This window comes from Streptomyces sp. NPDC044063 (genome assembly GCF_056434285.1).
In genome coordinates, this window is sequence record NZ_JBWKFM010000044.1 from 1 (window position 1) to 16,982 (window position 16,982).

A 16,982-nucleotide genomic window follows, 5' to 3' on the forward strand; every position below is an offset into this window, starting at 1 on the left:
GTGGCATCCCCCCGCTTGGCCCCCCCCCCCCCCCCCCCCCCCCCCCCCCCCCCCTCCCCCCCCCCCTCCCCCCCCCCCCCCGCTCCCCCCCCCCCCCCCCCCCCCCCCCCCCCCCCCCCGCGTCGCGTCGCGGCACCGCCGGCCCGGCTACCGCCGTTCCAGCCGGAAGAGCCTGATCCGCCGTTCCACCCGCGCCTGGTACCGCGCGTACGGGGGCCAGAAGTCGAGCACCGCGTCCCACACCGCGTCCCGCTCCGCGCCGCGCAGCAGCCGTGCCCGCACGGGGACGTCCCGCCCCTTCCAGCTGATCTCCGCGTCCGGGTGGGCCAGCAGGTTCGCCGTCCAGGCGGGATGGCCGGGCCTGCCGAAGTTGCTGCCGATCAGCACCCACGCGTCCACCTCCCGCCCCGGGCCCCGCTCCGGCATGCAGGCGAGCGGGGTCCGCCGGGCCAGGCCGCTCCTGGCCCCCGTCGACGTCAGCACCAGCCCGGGCAGCATGCGCCCGCTCAGCAGCATCCTGCCGCCGGTCAGCCGGTGCACCGCGCGATCCACCGCGGGCACGAAGTGCGGCGCGATCCGCGCGAACGCACGGCTCGTCGAGACGTTCTGGACCAGGCGCTCGAAGGCCGCCATCACAGCACCACCGCTTCCCGTCCGTCCGTGGCGTCAAACAGCCCGGCGGCCGTCGCCGCCCGTGCGCGCAGGCCGTGCACCGGCCCGAACAGCAGCTCGTCCGACGCCGCTCGTTTGAAGTACAGCTGGGCGTCGTGGTCCCAGGTCACCCCGATGCCCCCGTGCAGCTGGATCGCCTCCCCCGCCACCACCCGTGCCGTCTCCAGGGCCCGCGCGAGGGCCACGGCAGCGACGGCACGGCCCCGCGCCCCGTCCACCGCGCCCCCGGCGGCCCACGCCGCGTAGTACGCCGCCGAGCGGGCCGCCTGTACGGACACGTGCAGGTCGGCCAGCCGGTGCCGGACCGCCTGGAAGGCTCCGATCGGCCTGCCGAACTGTTCCCGCACGCGCGCGTACTCCACCGTCCGCTCCAGCACCCCGCTCGCGGCGCCCACCGCCTCCGCCGCCAGGACGGCCGCGACCGTGCCGCCCAGCGCCTCCAGGGCGGCGCGCACGGCGCCGGGCGGGATGTCGTCCGGGGAGCCGAGCGGCTCGGCGGGTACGTCCCGCAGCTGGACCCGGGCCTGGGGGCGGGTCTCGTCCAGGGTCGTCAGCCGCCCGCGGACCACCCCGGGCGCCTCGTCCGGCAGCACGGTGAACAGCAGCGTCCGGCCGCGCGTGTACCCGCCGGTGCGCGCGGCGACCAGCAGGAGGCCCGCGCTGTGCCCGTCCAGCACCTGCGGGGCCTCGCCGTAGAGCCGCCAGCAGCCGTCCACCCGCCGCGCCTGCACCCCGCCGGCCCGCCCGCCACCGGCCCAGTCGCAGGCGGAGGGGTCGCCGGTGGACGAGGTGCTGATCGGTGCGGTGAGGCCGACGGCCGTCGACACGGTGCCGCCCGGCAGGGCCGGCGCCGCGGTCAGCTCGCCGGAGGCGAGCCGGGGCAGCAGCCTCTCGCACTGCTCCGGGGTGCCGAGCGCGACGACCAGCGGGGCGGCGAGGACGGCCGTCGCGAACAGCGGCGACGGGCACAGCGCGCGCCCGGTCTCCTCGCAGGCCAGCGCCAGCTCAGTGGGCCCGTACCCGGCACCCCCGTACCGCTCCGCCACCGCCAGCCCCGCCAACCCCACGTCCCGCCCGAGCCTGCGCCACAGCGCCTCGTCGTAGCCCGCGGGGGTCAGCACCGCCGCCCTGACGTCGCCGGGCCCGCAGTGCTCGCGCAGCACGGCGCGCACGGTGTCCCGGATCTCGCGCTGCTCCTCGCCGACCGTCGCGTCCATGGGCGACACCCCTCTCGGAGACTCTGCTCCCGGAGACTCTGCCGGGGCGCCATCGTAGGTTCGCCGATCCGCCTTTCCCAGAGCTGAACTGATGTACCGTCAGATTTATGACTCCAGGCAGGCGCGGAACCGCGGTCCTCGGCGTCGCCCTCGCGGACTACGGCCGTCTCGACGCGGTCACGCCGTACGCCCTCCACGCGCAGGCCGCCCGCCGCGCCCTCGCCGACGCGGGGCTCGACCGGAGCCTCGTCGACGGATTCGCCTCGGCCGGGCTCGGCACGCTCGCCCCCGTCGAGGTCGCCGAATACCTGGGCCTGCGCCCCACCTGGGTGGACTCGACCTCCGTCGGCGGCTCCACCTGGGAGGTCATGGCCGCCCACGCGGCCGACGCCATCGCCGCCGGCCACGCGAACGCCGTCCTGCTGGTCTACGGCTCCACCGCGCGCGCCGACGTCAGGGCGGGCCGCCGCACCGCCGCGCTCTCCTTCGGCACCCGGGGTCCGGCGCAGTTCGAGGCCCCGTACGGCCACACCCTCATCGCCAAGTACGCCATGGCCGCCCGCCGCCACATGCACGAGTACGGCACGACGCCGGAGCAGCTGGCCGGCATCGCCGTGCAGGCCCGCGCCAACGCCGCGCACAACCCGCACGCCCTGTACCGCACCCCGGTCACCGTCGACGACGTCCTCGCCGGGCCCGTGATCGCCGACCCGTTCACCCGGCTCCAGTGCTGTGTCCGCTCGGACGGCGGCTGCGCGGTGCTGCTGGCGGCCGAGGAGTACGTCGCGGACGCCGCCCGGCCGCCGGTCTGGGTGCTCGGGTCCGGCACGGCCGTCTCGCACAGCTCCCTGTCCGAGTGGGAGGACTTCACCGTCACCCCGGCCGCCGTCTCGGGGCGCCTGGCCTTCGAGCGGGCGGGCGTCGCGCCGCACGAGATCGACGTGGCGGAGCTGTACGACGCCTTCACCTACATGACCCTCGTGACGCTGGAGGACCTGGGCTTCTGCGCGAAGGGCGAGGGCGGGGCGTTCGCGGCGGACGGACGGCTGACGATCGGCGGGGACCTCCCCGTGAACACCGACGGAGGCGGTCTCTCCGCCTGCCACCCGGGCATGCGGGGGCTCTTCCTGCTGGTGGAGGCCGTGCGCCAGCTGCGCGGGGAGGCGGAGGAGGGCCGCCAGGTGCGCCGACGGGACGGCCTCCCGCCCCGGCTCGCCGTCGCCTCCGGTACGGGCGGCTGGTTCTGCTCCTCGGGCACGGTCGTCCTGGGGCGCGACTGAGCGGCTGCCGCTCCGAAACCGGTCCCGCGTCGCTCCGAAACCGGTCCCGCGCGGTCTCACGCGGTCCCACTCCGTCTCACGCGGTCTCACGCCGGCCGGAAGACCGGCACCGTCACCGTCCCCTCCGGCGCCCGGCGGAACGCGACCCGCAGCGGCATGCCGACGTACAGCTCCTCCGCCGGACACCCGACCACCTCGGTCGAGACGCGGGGGCCCTCGTCGAGGTCGACGACGGCCGCCGTGTAGGGGAGCCTGGCCGCGAACGGCGGCAGGTCGTTCACATGGACCACGGACCAGGTGTAGAGCACGGCACGGCCGCTCGCCTCCTCCCACGCGACGTCGTCGCTCCAGCACCGCGGGCAGAACTCGCGCGGGTAGTGGTGCGCCTTCCCGCAGCCGGCCGCGCGGCAGCGACGTACGAGCAGCCTCCCGGCCGCCGCCGCCTCCCAGTACGGCCGCGTGAACTCGTCGATCTCCGGCACATCGGGCCGCGGCGAACCGTTCACTTCCCACCCACCTCGTCGAGGGTCCGTCCGGCCCCGGATCTTTCCGGCGCAGGACCATTCCTGACTGGTTGTCAGATCGGTAATCTGACTCCACGTCAGCTTATCCGGCCAGCGAGCAGGAGTGGGCGAGAACGATGCTCGGATCGACTCACGGCACCCTCACCACCACCTCCCGTCCGGCCCGTGTGGCGGCCTGCGGCACCCGCCCGGGCCCCGTGGTCCACGGCATCGCCGCCGCCGAGGACGTGGACGTCGGCGGCCGCCCCCTGCGGTCGGACGTACCCGATCTGGACCGTCTCTTCCGGCCCCGGACCATGGCCGTCATCGGCGCCTCGGAGACCGAGGGCCGCCCCAACACCGGCGTCACGCGCCGCCTGATCGACTGGGCCGCGCGGTCCGGCGCCCGCGTCCACCCCGTGCATCCCACCCGCACCACCGTCTTCGGCCTCCCCTGCCACGCCTCCGTCCGCGACCTGCCCGCGGAGATCGACCTCGCCGTGCTCCTGGTCGGCGACCCCGTCCCCGTCGTCGAGGAACTCGCCGACATCAAGGTCGCGTTCGCCGTCGTCTTCGCCTCCGGCTTCGCCGAGACCGGCCCGGAGGGCGCCGCCGCCCAGGACCGGCTCGCCGAGGCCGCCCGCACCGCCGGCATCCGCCTCCTCGGCCCGAACACCAACCTCAACGCCTTCGAGCGCTTCCGCGACGACCTCGAAGGCCCCGCCATCGCCCTGATCACCCAGTCAGGCCACCAGGGCCGCCCGGTCTTCGCCCTCCAGGAACTGGGCATCCGCCTCTCCCACTGGGCCCCCACCGGCAACGAGGCCGACCTGGAGTGCGCCGACTTCATCTCCTACTTCGCCACCCGCCCCGAGGTCGGGGCCATCGCCGCGTACGTGGAAGGCCTCAAGGACGGCCGCGCCTTCCTGCTCGCCGCCGACCGGGCCGCCCGCCGCAAGGTGCCGGTCGTCGCCGTCAAGGTCGGCAGGACCGAGACCGGCGCCCGTACGGCCGCCACCCACACCGGGAAGCTGACCGGCGCGGACGACGTGGTGGACGCCGCCATGCGGCAGTTCGGCGTGATCCGCGTGAACGGCCTGGACGAGCTCCAGGACACCGCCGCCCTCCTCGCCCGCGCCCGGCCGCCCCGGGCCACCGGCGTCGCCGTCTATTCGATCTCGGGCGGCACGGGCGCGCACTTCGCGGACCTGGCCACCGCCGCCGGCCTCGACCTGCCCGTCCTCTCCGCCGCCAAGCAGGACGAGCTGCACCAGTGGATACCCGGCTATCTGAGCGTGGCCAACCCGATCGACAACGGCGGCCACCCCGTCGGGGACGCGCGCGGCCGCCTGATCATCGACGCCCTGCTCGCCGACCCCTCCGTCGGCGTCCTCGTATGCCCCGTCACCGGACCCTTCCCACCCCTCAGCGACCGGCTCGTACGGGACCTCGTGGACGCGGCGGAGACGACGGACAAGCTGGTGTGCGTCGTGTGGGGCTCGCCGGTCGGCACCGAGGAGGCGTACCGCACCACGCTCCTCGGCTCCTCCCGCGTGGCGACCTTCCGCACCTTCGCCAACTGCGTCACGGCCGTCCGCGCCTATCTGGACCACCACCGCTTCACGGACGGCTACCGCTCCCCCTTCGACGACGCGCCGCGCTCCCTCTCCCCCTCCGCACGCAAGGCCCGGGCCCTGCTGCGGCCGGGCGAGCAGCTGAGCGAGCACGCCGCCAAGCAGCTGCTGCGCGCGTACGGCATCCGCGTGCCCCGCGAGCAGCTCGTGACCAGCGCGGCGGCGGCCGTGCGGGCGGCCGCGCAGGTGGGCTACCCGGTCGTCCTGAAGGCCTCCGGGCCCCGGCTGGCCCACAAGACCGAACTCGGCCTCGTCCGCGTCGGGCTGACCTCCGCCAGCCAGGTCCGCGACGCCTACCGCGACCTGGCCGACATCGCCCGCTACGAGGAACTGCCCCTGGACGGCATCCTCGTCTGCCAGATGGTCGGCCCGGGCGTGGAGATGGCCGTGGGCATCACCCACGACGCGCTCTTCGGCCCCACGGTGACGGTGGGGGTCGGCGGGGTGCTGGTGGAGGTCCTGGACGATCTCGCCGTACGCGTACCGCCGTTCGGCGAGGCGCAGGCGCGCACGATGATCGGCGAACTGCGCGGGCGGGCCCTGCTGGACGGCGTCCGGGGGGCTCCCCCGGCCGATGTGGACGCCCTCGTGGAGACCGTCCTGCGCGTCCAGCGCATGGCGCTCGAACTCGACGGCCTCGCCGAGCTCGACATCAATCCCCTGGTGGTGCTCGAACACGGTCAGGGCGCGGTGGCCCTCGACGCCCTGGCCTTCTGCCGCTGACCGCGCCGGACCGGCCCGGCGGCCCGCCGGACGAGGAGGCTTTCCCATGACCCTCTCCCCCCATGAGTCGACTCCCGGGCCCGGTGGGCGCGGTGGCCACGGCGCATCCGCCGGGCCCGCGGCGACCGCCGGGTCCGTCACGTCATTGATAGGGCACACCACCGACAACGGCGTCTCGTGGATCACGCTCAATCGGCCCCACGCGCTCAACGCCATCACCTCCGACCTGCGTGTACAACTGATCGACCAACTGTCCAAGGACTCGGCCGACCACGCCGTGCGGGCGGTGGTCCTCACCGGCGCCGGGCGGGGTTTCTGCTCGGGCGCGGACCTGCGCGCGGCCCCGGACGCCGCGCTCGCCGAGCGCGTGCCGGGCGATGTGGCCCGCATGATCCGGGACGGCGCCCAGCGCTTGATCCACACGGTGCTGGACTGCGAGAAGCCCGTGATCGCCGCCGTGAACGGCGTCGCCGCCGGGCTCGGGGCCCATCTCGCGTTCGCCTGCGATCTCGTCCTAGCCGCGGAATCGGCGCGGTTCACCGAGGTGTTCGTGCGCCGCGGCCTCGTCCCGGACGGCGGAGGAACATATCTGCTCCCCCGCCTCGTCGGACCGCATCGCGCGAAGGAGCTGATGTTCTTCGGCGACTCCCTCCCGGCCGCCGAGGCCGAGCGCCTCGGGCTGGTCAACCGTGTGCTGCCGGACGAGGAACTGGCCGCGACCGCCCGCGCCTGGGCCACCCGGCTGGCGGCCGGGCCGACCCGGGCACTCGCCCTCACCAAGCAGCTCGTCAACGCCTCGCTCGACGTGGACCGGGCGGGCGCCTTCGCCGCCGAGGCCGCCGCCCAGGAGATCAACACCGCGACGGCCGACGCGGCCGAGGGCGTCGTCGCGTTCGTCGAACGACGCGAGGCGGCGTTCAGGGGGCGGTGAGCGGGATGGCGGGGTCGATGAGCGGGATGCGGGGTCGACGAGCGGGACGGCGGGGCGATGAGCGGGACGGCAGAGGCGACGAGCGGGATCGCGGGGACGGCGTACGGGGTGGCGTACGGGATGGCAGGAACGACCGCGTCTCCCCACGTGCTCCACGCCGTCCACAGGGTTCCGATCTTCCGCGCCCTTCGGATTGAATGGTCGGCATGATGGGACACGCCGGCATGGCGGCCATCGCCGTGCGTCACCTGGGCACTTCGGGCTCGCGGACCTCCGCCGCCCCGCCGTCCGACCCCCCGCCCCGGCCCCGGTTGCGGGCCGTGCGGGCGGACGAGCCGCCTCCACCGACGCCGCGGGAGTTCCGGAACGTCCTCGGTCACTTCGCCAGCGGCGTCACTGTCATCACCGCGCCGGGCGAAGACGGGGGACCGCCCGCGGGCTTCGCCTGCCAGTCCTTCTGCTCCCTGTCCCTGGACCCGCCGCTCGTCGCGTTCATGGTCGGCCGCTGGTCGGCGACGTGGCCGCGTATCGCGGACGCCGGGGTCTTCTGCGCCAACATCCTGGGATCCGGGCAGAAGGACCTCTGCCTGGGGTTCGCGGCCAGCGGCGCGCGCACGGCCGACAAGTTCGCCGGCGTCGCGCACTCGCCGTCGCCGGTGACCGGTTCGCCGGTGCTCGCTGACGCGCCCGCGTGGATCGACTGCACGGTCCACGCCGTGCACACCGGCGGCGACCACCTCATCGTGGTCGGGCGTGTGACGGCGCTGCGGGTGGACGAGCGCGCGGCGGAGGCCGGCCCCCTGCTGTTCCACCGGGGCGCGTTCGGCGCGTTCGACGCCTTCGGTACGTACGAGGGCTGAGGGACGGAGGGGTAGGTGAGAGGCGCCTACTTCCGGTGTTTGACCACCTTGGTCAGCACGTAGCGCTTGCCGGAGCCGGGCTTGCCGACCTCGTGGTAGATCCGCGGTGCCTGCTGCGATCCGATGACGTTCCAGTCGCGGGTGAGGTCGCAGCTTCCGATCCGGAGGTAGACGCCCCGCACCGTGCCGTCCTCCTTGACCGGCTTCCAGGTGCCCGAGCCGTCGCAGTCCTTCGGCTTGTCCTTGCCCGTGCCGTCCCAGCTGAAGTTGTCGAGCCCCTCGGCCACCGCCCTGCCGTCGTCGCCGAGCCTGACGGTGCCCCCGCGCCCGTCGGACCAGGTGCCCTCGAGGTCCGCCCGGTCCAGTCGGGGCGGTTCGTAGACGCTCACCAGGCCGCTCGCGTACGCCCCCGTGCCCAGCGCGGCGACGACGAGCCACGTCACCAGAGCGTCCCGCGACAGCCTGCGGGCCGTGCTTCCGGACCGGCCCGCGCGCACGCGCAGGGCGGCGGCCCGGCCGGCCAGGGTCGCGGGCAGCAGGGTGGCCGTGAGCACTCCCCACCACACGAGATAGCTGAGCGGTGACGCGAGGGAACGGCTGCCGAGTGCGGCGACAGTGCCGAACACGGCCACCGTCGCGGCTGCCACCAGGGGCACACATCCCGCGGTCCGCCAGGGACCCACGGGCTCGTCACGGCCGGGCGCCGTCCTGCGGGCCAGTGCCAGCGCGGGCATCACCGCGGAGGCGGTGACGAAGCCACTGGCGAGCACGGCGAGGAGCAGGGCGCCGAGCCCGAGCGCGCCGACCAGCAGGGCGTTCTCGGGGATTCCGTCGTGTTCGCGGGAGAGCATGACGAGCACGGCGAGGGTCCCGCCGATGACGGCCTCCGCGCACAGCGCGGCCATCGAGGCGCAGAAGGCGGCGCCGAATCCGTCGCGCCGCGCCTCCTGCCGGGACGCCGCACAGCGCTCCTCCCCGGGCCCGGCTTCCTTCGCTTCCTTCGCTTGCTCCGGTATCGCGTGCGGCTCAGCCTGCTGTGTCATCTCCACCCCTCCCACCCGAAATGAGTCCCCCAGAGGTCGAGAGGTTCCGCTGCGAGGAGCCCGGGACCGCGCTCGGTGTCCGCCGCCCCACAGGCTGTGAGGGGCGGATGAGGACTCCGAGCCGACCTGACGCCCCATTCTTACCGAATGGTCCCGTTTGGTCCGCGTCAGGGTCGTCCGGGCTACGTCCGGGCCACCGGTGCCGAGGGCGGAGCTCCGGCTACCGGTCGAACGTGAGGACGCAGCGGGCCGCGGAAGGGTTGTGCGTGGTCGCGACCGCGCGCGCGAATTCCTCGACGGGCCGGACCTCGGTGATCAGCTCGTCGAGCAGGAGCCGTCCCTCGCGGTACAGCCGCGCGTAGAGCGCGATGTCGTGCTGCGGTCGGGAGGAGCCGTAACGGCAGCCCAGGATGGACTTGTCCAGGTAGAGGGACGCGACGCGGAAGGACGCCTCCGCGTCGGCGGGCGGGACGCCGAGCAGCACGACGCGGCCGTTCCGGTCGAGGAGGTCGATCGCCTGACGGACGAGGCGGGTGTCGCCGACGCACTCGAAGGCGTGGTCGGCACCGGTCGGGAGGATCTCGCGCACCGCGGCCGCGGTGTCGGGGACGGCGGACGCGTCGACGAAGTGCGTGGCGCCGAAACGGTGGGCGAGCGGGGCCTTCTCGGCGGCCGTGTCGACGGCGACGATCGTGGAGGCCCCGGCGATCCGCGCTCCCTGGAGGACGTTCAGCCCGACGCCGCCCGCACCGAGGACGAGGACCGACTCGCCCCGGTCCACCCGCGCACGGTTGAGGACCGCGCCGACGCCGGTCAGGACGGCGCAGCCGATGAGGGCGGCCGAGCGCAGCGGCAGGTCGTCGGGGATCCGCACGGCCTGGACGGCCTTGACGACGGTGCGTTCCGCGAGGACGGAGGTGGCGGCGAACTGGAACAGCCGTTCACCGCCCCGGGTGAACGGCCTGCCGGGCCTGCCCATGGCGGCACGGCAGAGGGTCGGCCGGCCCCGGCCGCAGTCGGCGCAGGTGCCGCAGCCGGCGAGGGTGGACAGGGCGACGTGATCGCCGGGTGAGACGTGTGTGACGCCCGGGCCGACGGCTTCGACCACGCCCGCGCCCTCGTGGCCGAGGACCACGGGGACGGGGTACGGAATGGTGCCGTCGACGACCGAGAGGTCGCTGTGGCACAGGCCCGCGGCGGCGACCGCGACGAGGACCTCGCCGGGGCCGGGCCCTCGGACCGTCAGGTCGTCGACGACCTGCGCGGATGTACCGTCGAAGATGACGCCTCGCATGGGTGGTCTTCCTTCAGGAGGGCCAGACGAGCGACTGGAGTTCGCTGTAGGCGTGGAGGGCGAAGGAGCCGCCGTCGCGGCCGACACCGCTGCCCTTGAAGCCCCCGAAGGGCGTCTCGGGGTGCCGCTGGGCGGTGTTGACGCCGACGTTCCCGCTGCGCAGCCGGGCCGCGAGGGCCCAGGCGCGCTGGGTGTCGGCGCCGAAGACGTAGTCGTGAAGGCCGTACGGGGTCGCGTTGGCGATACGGACCGCCTCGTCCTCGTCGTCGAAGGGCAGGACCACGACGACGGGGCCGAAGATCTCCTCCTGCGCGACGGCCATCTCCGGGGTGACGTCGGTGATGAGGGTCGGGGCCACGTAGAAACCCCGGGCGAGCGGGGGGCGCGTGCCTCCCGCGGCGATCCGGGCCCCGTGCGCGCGGGCCCCGGCGATGTGGGCCTCGACGCGGTCGCGCTGCGCGGCGGAGATCAACGGGCCCACGACGGTGGAGTTATCCACAGGGTCCCCGATCGTCAGTGCCCCGGCGTACCGTGTGAGGCCGGTGACGACCCGCTCGTACAGCGATCGATGGACGAGCGCCCGGGTCGGTGCCGTGCAGACCTGCCCGCTGTGGAAGGACCAGACCGAACCGATCGCCCCGATCGCCGACGCGAGAACGGACTCGTCGGCGTCCCCCAGGACGATGGCCGCGCCCTTGCCGCCCAGTTCCATCAGGGTGCGCTTCATCGACCTCCCCGCTGATTCGGCGATCCGCCTTCCCACCGTGGTGGACCCGGTGAAGCTGATCATGTCCACGCCGGGGTGGGCGACGAGCGCCTCGCCGGCCTCCGGGCCCGAGCCGGTGACGACGTTGAAGACCCCGTCCGGGAGGCCGGCCTCCCGGAAGAGGGGCCCCAGTTCGAGGCAGCAGAGCGGGTCCTGCGGGGCCGGCTTGGCCACGACGGTGTTCCCCATGGCCAGCGCGGGGGCCACCTTGCCCGCGAGATTGACGACAGGGAAGTTGTAGGAGGTGATGCAGCCGACGACACCCACCGGCCGCCGGACCGCGGCGGCGTTCAGCAGGGCGCCGGGCGCGAGCGGACCGGACGGCACGGGCCTCGGTGCGAGCGGGAGGACGTCCGGCTCCAGCGCGCCGCGCGCGTAGCGCCGGAAGCGGTGCGCGGCCGGGGCCGTCTGCAGGGTGGTGGCGACGCGGCGGGTGGCGCCCGTCTCGGCCTGGAGAAGAGGAAGGAGATCCGGCAACCGTTCCGACAACAGATCGGCGATCCGGTCCAGTACGGCCGCGCGCTCGCGCGGGTCCGTACGGGACCAGCCGCTCCACGCGGCCCGCGCGGCGGTCACGGCGGCGGCGACTTCGGCGGAAGTCGCCTCCGGGGCCTCCCCGACGACCTCTTCGGTCGCCGGATTGACAACTGGATAGTGCCCTTTCTCCGGCGCACGCCAGGCGCCGGCGATCCAGTGCCCGTACGCCCGTCCGTACGCCGATCCGTACTCCGGTCCGTGCGCCGATCCGTGCGTCATGGCCGGGGCTCCTTCGGCAGGCCGAGTACGCGCTCGGCGATGATGTCGCGCTGGATCTCGTCCGAGCCGCCGTAGATGGTGTCGGCCCGGCTGAAGAGGAACAGGCGTTGCAGGGCGTCCAGCCGGTAGGGCTCGCCGGGGTGCCAGTCGTCCGGTCCCAGGACGGCGTCCGCGCCGCGCACCCGCATCGCCAGTTCGCCGAGCCGCCGGTGCCAGCCGCCCCACAGCAGCTTGGCCACATTGGGTGCCCCCGGGTCGCCGCCGGACCCGAGGGTCCGCAGGGCGTGCCAGCGCATGGTCTGCAAGTCGGCCCACTGCCGTACGAGCCGGTCCCGTACCGCCGGCTCCTCTGCGGCACCGGTCCGTACGGCGAGCCGGATCACCCGCTCCAGTTCGGCGGCGAAGCCGATCTGCTGGGCGAGGGTGGAGACGCCGCGCTCGCGGGCGAGGAGGCTCAGCGCCACTCGCCAGCCGTTGCCCTCGCCGCCGACGAGGTGCTCTGCCCGGGCCTCGGCGCCGTCGAAGAACACCTCGTCGAAGTCGGACGCCCCGGACAGCTGGCGGATCGGGCGGACCTCGACGCGGCCGGGCTGGTCCATCGGCACGAGCAGCAGGGAGAGGCCGTGGTGGCGACGGGACCCCTCGGTGGTGCGCGCCAGGACGAAGCACCAGTCTGCCTCATGTGCATGCGAGGTCCAGATCTTCTGCCCGCTGACCCGGTAGGCGGCGCCACCGTCGGCGCGCACGGCGACGGTCCGTACGGCGGCGAGGTCGGATCCGGCGCCGGGTTCGCTGTAGCCCTGGCACCAGAGTTCCTCACCCCGGGCGACGGCGGGCAGGAAGCGGGCGCGCTGGGCGGCGTCGCCATGGGCGAGGAGGGTGGGGGCGAGCAGGTTCTCGCCGAGGTGGCCGAGGCGGACGGGCGCCCCGGCGCGGGCGTACTCCTCGGCCCAGACGACCTGCCCGCTCAGATTCGCGGTCCGGTTCCCGTAGGTGCCGTGGGAGGTGTCCCAGCCGAGGCCGATCCAGCCGCCGCTCCCCAGCTCGCGTTCCCAGGCGCGCCCGGGGACACGAGGCGGGTCGCCGGGGAGGCGCTCGGCCAGCCAGGCGCGTGCCTCCCGGCGGAACGCCTCGTCCCGCGGTCCGAACGCGAAGTCCATCTCCCCACTCCTTCGCACGCCGTGGCGGTCTCAGGTGTTCGGGCGTTCCTTGGCGGAGGCCGCGGCGGCCATCTCCTCCAGCCGGTCCAGCAAGGGCATCGGGTCGGTGCCGACCGTTCCCGGGAGGACGTCGGCGATGCGCTCGGGGGTCCAGGACCCCTCGGCGTAGGCGGCGCGCAGTTCGCGGGGCTGGGCCCAGACGGCGATCTTCGGTCCGGCCACGGTGTAGACCTGCCCGGTGATCCGTTCGTGGCGGGCCCGGTCGCTCAGCAGATAGACGACAAGGGGCGCCACGTCCTCCGGTTCGCCGATCTCCTTGAGCTCCATGGGGACGCCGGCGGACATGCGGGTACGCGCCACGGGGGCCACGCAGTTGGCCGTCACCCCGTACTTGTGCAGACCCAGGGCGGCACTGCGCACGAGGGAGATGATCCCGCCCTTGGCGGCGGCGTAGTTGGCCTGGGACACGCTGCCCTGGTGGTTGCCGCTGGTGAAGCCGATGAGGGCGCCGGTGCGCTGTCGGCGCATCACGGCGGAGGCGGCGCGGAAGACGGTGAAGGTGCCCTTGAGATGGGTGGCGACGACCGGGTCCCACTCCTCCTCGGTCATATTGAAGATCATGCGTTCGCGCAGGATGCCCGCGACGCACACGGCGCCGTCGATGCGCCCGTACCGGGCCAGGGCCGTGTCGACGATCCGCTGTCCACCCGCCATGGTGGAGACGTCGTCCGCGACGGCGACGGCCTCGCCCCCGGCCGCCGCGATCTCCTCGGCCACCGCCCGGGCGACCTCGCCGGCCGGGTCACCGCCCGTGAGGGACACCCCGTAGTCGTTGACCACGACACGGGCGCCTTCGGCGGCGCAGGCCAGGGCGACCGCCCGGCCGATGCCGCGGCCCGCTCCGGTGACGGCGACCACCTTGCCGGCCAGGAAGCTCCCCATGGCGCTGCCCCTTCCCGCACTATCTGACGGACCGTTAGATTTTTGAGCAGGGCGCCCACGAGCACAAGACCCGGGCGAGCGGGAAACGGCGGACGCGCCACGACCACGGCATGCGCGTCACGACTGCGGGAGGGAAGCCATGGCACTGCCTGCCGAGTTCCACGAGCTGGCCAAGCGGCTGAACAACTGGGGCCGATGGGGGGACGACGACGAGATCGGCACCCTCAACCTCATCACCGACGCGGTCGTGCGCCAGGCCGTGGCGACCGTCGTCAGCGGACGGCGCGTACCGCTGGCCCTGCCCCTGCGGCAGGACGGCGTGCAGACCGGGGTGATCCCCGGCAGGGTCAACCCGCTGCACACCATGGTGGCCATCAACGCGGAGTTCTTCGGTCTGGACACGGTCGCCACCAGCGACGACGTGGTGACCATGGGCCTTCAGGCGGGCACCCACTGGGACGGCCTCGCCCACGTCTCGCACGGCGGCCGGCTCTACAACGGCCGCCCGGCGGACTCGGTCACCGCCCAGGGCGGCGCCGCGTTCCACGGCGTCGAGAAGGCGGGACCCGTCGTCTCCCGCGGCGTCCTGCTGGACGTCGCGCGCGCCCGGGGCACGGAGCGGCTCGCCGGGGACCACGCCGTCACGCCCGAGGACCTGGAGGCGGCCGAGGAGTTGGCCGGCGTCACCGTCCGGTCCGGCGACATCGTGCTGGTGCGGACCGGCCAGATCCAGCTCTACCTGGCGGGCGACCGGGACGCGTACGCCTACCCCTCACCCGGCCTCTCCGTCCGCACGCCGGAGTGGTTCCATGCCCGGGACGTCGCCGCCGTCGCCAACGACACGCTGACCTTCGAGATCTTCCCGCCGGAGATCGAGAACCTCTGGATGCCCGTACACGCGCTCGACCTGGTCGAGATGGGCATGCCGCAGGGGCAGAACTGGAATCTCGAGGAACTCTCCCTGGCCTGCGCCGAGGCGCGGCGGTACGCGTTCCTGCTGTCCGCGGTGCCGGAGCCGTTCGTGGGCGGAACGGGAACGCCCGTGGCGCCGGTGGCGGTTCTCTGAAGAACGGGCGGGCGGCGGCGCACAGATGCGCACCCCGAGCACGGCACCGTACGCCGCCACCCAGCTCCGGCGCCCGAGCCCTGTTGTCGCGCCGGATCCGCGACCCGCTTTCGCCAAGATGCCCCGCAGGGCAGGCCTCTCGGCGTCCCCTCACAACGGAATCGCTGCATCCAAGGGTGATCACGTGAACACTTCACGTCAACACCTGGTCTGGACTTCGTCGACTAAGCCCGATTTGTCGCGGCGTGTTGCGGCTCGAAAGCGCCGCCCCAGCACGGCCCTCCGCGATCGACCTCGCACCAGATGCGCTTGCCCGCGCCCTCCCGGTGCCAACCCCAGCGATCGGCGAGGCCGTCCACCAACTCCAGGCCCCTGCCGCCGGTCTCGTCGCCCAGCGCCCGTCGCCGCCGGGGCGCGCGGGCACTGATGTCGGCCACCTCGACCCGGACCGTCCCGCCGGCGCCGACAGCCACCCCGGCGGGCCCGCCGGCCCCGGGAAGGAGCATCCTCAGCACGGCGGGACACCCCGTGTGCACCACGGCGTTGGTGACCAGCTCCGAGATCAGCAGGATCAGGGTCTCGGCCAGCGGCTCGTCCGCCCCTATGCCGGAGCCGGCCAGCCGGGACCGCGCCCACCTGCGAGCACGCCCCACTTCCGCGGGGTCGGCCCCGACCTCCATCTGCACCTGAAGCACCTGCACCGCTCACACCATCCGAACCGGCGGACACAACGCCTCGCGTCCCGAAGGGATCACGGAACGTGACCCAACTGCGAGACAGCATGGTTGACGTACAGTTACCCCAACAAGCGCTTCGGGCATATTCCGGCGCAAAGGAGTATGCGTGCTGCATACTGTGCGACGCGCGCCGCCGGGGCTCGAACAGGGGCACGCACGGCGCCCTTGAACGCGGCGAGCGGGAGTCTCCCCCGCGTCCGGTACCGCCGCTCCGGGCCGTACCGCGCTGTTGAATCCTTGAACCGCTCGCACCTGACGGAGCGTACCCGAGCGCCGGCCCGACTCCATACCGTGACGAGTTACACGAAGAACACAAGTCGATATCGACACAGAGTGATCATTCATCGGGTGTGATGCGGGTAATTCACCCACATCGCTCACACGGCACCGTTCCGTCCACCCGGCCCCTCTTCGGCGCGATGCCGCGGATCATCCAGGAGCCCGGCCGCCAGGCGCTCCTCGGCATCGGCCGCCGACCACCACTGCGCCCGCCGGATCCAGGCCCGCTTCAGGTACAGATGGACATCCGCCTCCCAGGTGAAGCCCACACCCCCATGTAGTTGCAAACAGTCACGGGCATTACGGACAGCGGCCTCATCCGCGAGCAGTTTGGCCACAGCCACGTCACCTTGTGTAGCCGTCAGCGCGGCGGCGTACACGCTCCCGCGTGCGATTTCCGTACGTGCGAGCATCTCGGCGCAGAGGTGCTGGACCGCCTGGAAGGCACCGATCGGCCGACCGAACTGGGACCGGCTCCGGACGTGGGCGACGGCCGACTCCAGGGTGCGGGAGGCGCTGCCCAGTTGCTGAGCCGCCGTCAGCAGGGCCGCTTCGAGGCGCAGACGGAGCACGCCGCCGCCGGGGGGCACCGCCGTCCCCTCGCCCTCCGGCACCCGGTGGAGCGGGGTCGTGGGGTCCACCGACCGCAGGGGCCGGGCAGCCCCTACGACGGGGTCCCCCTCGCCGGCGGGCGCCACCCGGACCGTCGGGCCGCCCGGCAGCAGGACGGCGTCGGCGGAGTCGAGGTGCTCGACGACGCCGGACTCCTCCAGCGCCGTCACCACGGCGGTGCCGTCGGCGGCACCGGCCACCAGCCCGGCCGCGAGGTGGGTGGCGACCAGGGGGCCGGGCAGCAGAGCCCGGCCCGCCTCCTCGAAGACGAGCACCGCCTCGGGCAGCCCGAGTCCCGCGCCCCCTTCCTTCTCGGCGAGCCGCAGGGAGAACAGCCCGGTCCGCCCCAACTCCCGCCACAGGGCGCGGTCCAGCGCCGGTCCGGGCCCGCCCCCGGACCCCGCGGCCCGGCGGAGCTCCTCGCGGGGGAAGCGTGCCACCAAGAGGGCGCGCATGCCCGCGCGCAGGGCCCGTTGGTCGTCGCTCGGCCGGAAGTCCATGACCGCT

At 73.9% G+C, this 16,982-nt stretch carries 15 protein-coding genes; 5 read left to right on the plus strand and 10 right to left on the minus strand.

Annotated features, from left to right (window positions below; genetic code table 11):
* Nucleotides 1-147: 147 nt before the first annotated feature.
* Entirely contained in the window at nucleotides 148-633 is a 486-nt protein-coding gene (locus tag AC07BS_RS33010) for a nitroreductase family deazaflavin-dependent oxidoreductase (RefSeq protein WP_478935328.1), read from the minus strand.
* On the minus strand, nucleotides 633-1,889 hold the full coding sequence (locus AC07BS_RS33015; protein WP_478935329.1) for an acyl-CoA dehydrogenase family protein: 1,257 nt from the start codon (nucleotides 1,887-1,889) through the stop codon (nucleotides 633-635). The genes AC07BS_RS33010 and AC07BS_RS33015 overlap by 1 nt, the downstream gene beginning before the upstream one ends.
* A gap of 107 nt (nucleotides 1,890-1,996) precedes the next feature.
* Between AC07BS_RS33015 and AC07BS_RS33020 the strand changes: the two genes are divergently transcribed.
* Nucleotides 1,997-3,169 carry a thiolase C-terminal domain-containing protein gene (locus tag AC07BS_RS33020; RefSeq protein WP_478935330.1) on the plus strand — a complete coding sequence of 391 codons (1,173 nt, stop codon included), beginning with the start codon at nucleotides 1,997-1,999 and terminating at the stop codon, nucleotides 3,167-3,169.
* 86 nt (nucleotides 3,170-3,255) lie between these two features.
* Here the strand turns inward: AC07BS_RS33020 and AC07BS_RS33025 are convergent, their stop codons facing one another.
* Entirely contained in the window at nucleotides 3,256-3,675 is a 420-nt protein-coding gene (locus AC07BS_RS33025) for a Zn-ribbon domain-containing OB-fold protein (protein ID WP_478646973.1), read from the minus strand.
* Between the two features lie 134 nt (nucleotides 3,676-3,809).
* Between AC07BS_RS33025 and AC07BS_RS33030 the strand changes: the two genes are divergently transcribed.
* The 3 genes from AC07BS_RS33030 (at nucleotide 3,810) to AC07BS_RS33040 (ending at nucleotide 7,820) form a co-directional block, all read left to right on the plus strand.
* Nucleotides 3,810-6,029, plus strand: a complete 2,220-nt coding sequence (locus AC07BS_RS33030) for an acetate--CoA ligase family protein (RefSeq protein WP_478935331.1) — start codon at nucleotides 3,810-3,812, stop codon at nucleotides 6,027-6,029.
* A gap of 46 nt (nucleotides 6,030-6,075) precedes the next feature.
* Nucleotides 6,076-6,960 (plus strand): enoyl-CoA hydratase/isomerase family protein, encoded by an 885-nt coding sequence (locus AC07BS_RS33035; protein WP_478646978.1) that lies wholly within the window; start codon nucleotides 6,076-6,078, stop codon nucleotides 6,958-6,960.
* A gap of 197 nt (nucleotides 6,961-7,157) precedes the next feature.
* Entirely contained in the window at nucleotides 7,158-7,820 is a 663-nt protein-coding gene (locus tag AC07BS_RS33040) for a flavin reductase family protein (protein ID WP_478935332.1), read from the plus strand.
* 26 nt (nucleotides 7,821-7,846) lie between these two features.
* Here AC07BS_RS33040 and AC07BS_RS33045 read toward each other — a convergent pair whose 3' ends face one another.
* The 5 genes from AC07BS_RS33045 to AC07BS_RS33065 all read right to left on the minus strand — a co-directional run bounded on the left by AC07BS_RS33045 (nucleotide 7,847) and on the right by AC07BS_RS33065 (nucleotide 13,781).
* On the minus strand, nucleotides 7,847-8,863 hold the full coding sequence (locus AC07BS_RS33045) for a hypothetical protein (RefSeq protein ID WP_478935333.1): 1,017 nt from the start codon (nucleotides 8,861-8,863) through the stop codon (nucleotides 7,847-7,849).
* A gap of 220 nt (nucleotides 8,864-9,083) precedes the next feature.
* Complete coding sequence (locus AC07BS_RS33050) at nucleotides 9,084-10,157, minus strand: Zn-dependent alcohol dehydrogenase (RefSeq protein ID WP_478935334.1); 1,074 nt, start codon at nucleotides 10,155-10,157, stop codon at nucleotides 9,084-9,086.
* 13 nt (nucleotides 10,158-10,170) lie between these two features.
* Entirely contained in the window at nucleotides 10,171-11,679 is a 1,509-nt protein-coding gene (locus tag AC07BS_RS33055; protein ID WP_478646988.1) for an aldehyde dehydrogenase family protein, read from the minus strand.
* Complete coding sequence (locus AC07BS_RS33060; RefSeq protein WP_478646990.1) at nucleotides 11,676-12,839, minus strand: acyl-CoA dehydrogenase family protein; 1,164 nt, start codon at nucleotides 12,837-12,839, stop codon at nucleotides 11,676-11,678. The genes AC07BS_RS33055 and AC07BS_RS33060 overlap by 4 nt, the downstream gene beginning before the upstream one ends.
* A gap of 30 nt (nucleotides 12,840-12,869) precedes the next feature.
* Nucleotides 12,870-13,781: an SDR family oxidoreductase gene (locus tag AC07BS_RS33065; protein WP_478935335.1), complete on the minus strand. Its 912-nt coding sequence runs from the start codon at nucleotides 13,779-13,781 to the stop codon at nucleotides 12,870-12,872.
* Nucleotides 13,782-13,920: 139 nt separating this feature from the next.
* Here AC07BS_RS33065 and AC07BS_RS33070 point away from each other — a divergent pair, with 139 nt between their 5' ends.
* A complete protein-coding gene (locus AC07BS_RS33070) occupies nucleotides 13,921-14,847 on the plus strand; it encodes a cyclase family protein (protein WP_478935336.1) in 927 nt (308 codons plus the stop codon).
* Between the two features lie 224 nt (nucleotides 14,848-15,071).
* Here the strand turns inward: AC07BS_RS33070 and AC07BS_RS33075 are convergent, their stop codons facing one another.
* Together AC07BS_RS33075 and AC07BS_RS33080 are read right to left on the minus strand one after the other, a co-directional pair.
* Nucleotides 15,072-15,548 (minus strand): ATP-binding protein, encoded by a 477-nt coding sequence (locus AC07BS_RS33075; protein WP_478935337.1) that lies wholly within the window; start codon nucleotides 15,546-15,548, stop codon nucleotides 15,072-15,074.
* Nucleotides 15,549-15,961: 413 nt separating this feature from the next.
* Nucleotides 15,962-16,975, minus strand: coding sequence for an acyl-CoA dehydrogenase family protein (locus AC07BS_RS33080; RefSeq protein ID WP_478935338.1), 1,014 nt, complete (start codon nucleotides 16,973-16,975; stop codon nucleotides 15,962-15,964).
* Nucleotides 16,976-16,982 lie beyond the last annotated feature (7 nt).

Excerpts from the sequence above, each read along its gene's own strand:
- AC07BS_RS33010 (WP_478935328.1), bottom strand. The coding sequence starts at position 633 with ATGGCGGCCTTCGAGCGCCTGGTCCAGAACGTCTCGACGAGCCGTGCG.
- AC07BS_RS33015 (WP_478935329.1), bottom strand. The coding sequence starts at position 1,889 with ATGGACGCGACGGTCGGCGAGGAGCAGCGCGAGATCCGGGACACCGTG.
- AC07BS_RS33020 (WP_478935330.1), top strand. The coding sequence starts at position 1,997 with ATGACTCCAGGCAGGCGCGGAACCGCGGTCCTCGGCGTCGCCCTCGCG.
- AC07BS_RS33030 (WP_478935331.1), top strand. The coding sequence starts at position 3,810 with ATGCTCGGATCGACTCACGGCACCCTCACCACCACCTCCCGTCCGGCC.
- AC07BS_RS33035 (WP_478646978.1), top strand. The coding sequence starts at position 6,076 with ATGACCCTCTCCCCCCATGAGTCGACTCCCGGGCCCGGTGGGCGCGGT.
- AC07BS_RS33040 (WP_478935332.1), top strand. The coding sequence starts at position 7,158 with ATGGTCGGCATGATGGGACACGCCGGCATGGCGGCCATCGCCGTGCGT.
- AC07BS_RS33045 (WP_478935333.1), bottom strand. The coding sequence starts at position 8,863 with ATGACACAGCAGGCTGAGCCGCACGCGATACCGGAGCAAGCGAAGGAA.
- AC07BS_RS33050 (WP_478935334.1), bottom strand. The coding sequence starts at position 10,157 with ATGCGAGGCGTCATCTTCGACGGTACATCCGCGCAGGTCGTCGACGAC.
- AC07BS_RS33055 (WP_478646988.1), bottom strand. The coding sequence starts at position 11,679 with ATGACGCACGGATCGGCGCACGGACCGGAGTACGGATCGGCGTACGGA.
- AC07BS_RS33060 (WP_478646990.1), bottom strand. The coding sequence starts at position 12,839 with ATGGACTTCGCGTTCGGACCGCGGGACGAGGCGTTCCGCCGGGAGGCA.
- AC07BS_RS33065 (WP_478935335.1), bottom strand. The coding sequence starts at position 13,781 with ATGGGGAGCTTCCTGGCCGGCAAGGTGGTCGCCGTCACCGGAGCGGGC.
- AC07BS_RS33070 (WP_478935336.1), top strand. The coding sequence starts at position 13,921 with ATGGCACTGCCTGCCGAGTTCCACGAGCTGGCCAAGCGGCTGAACAAC.
- AC07BS_RS33080 (WP_478935338.1), bottom strand. The coding sequence starts at position 16,975 with ATGGACTTCCGGCCGAGCGACGACCAACGGGCCCTGCGCGCGGGCATG.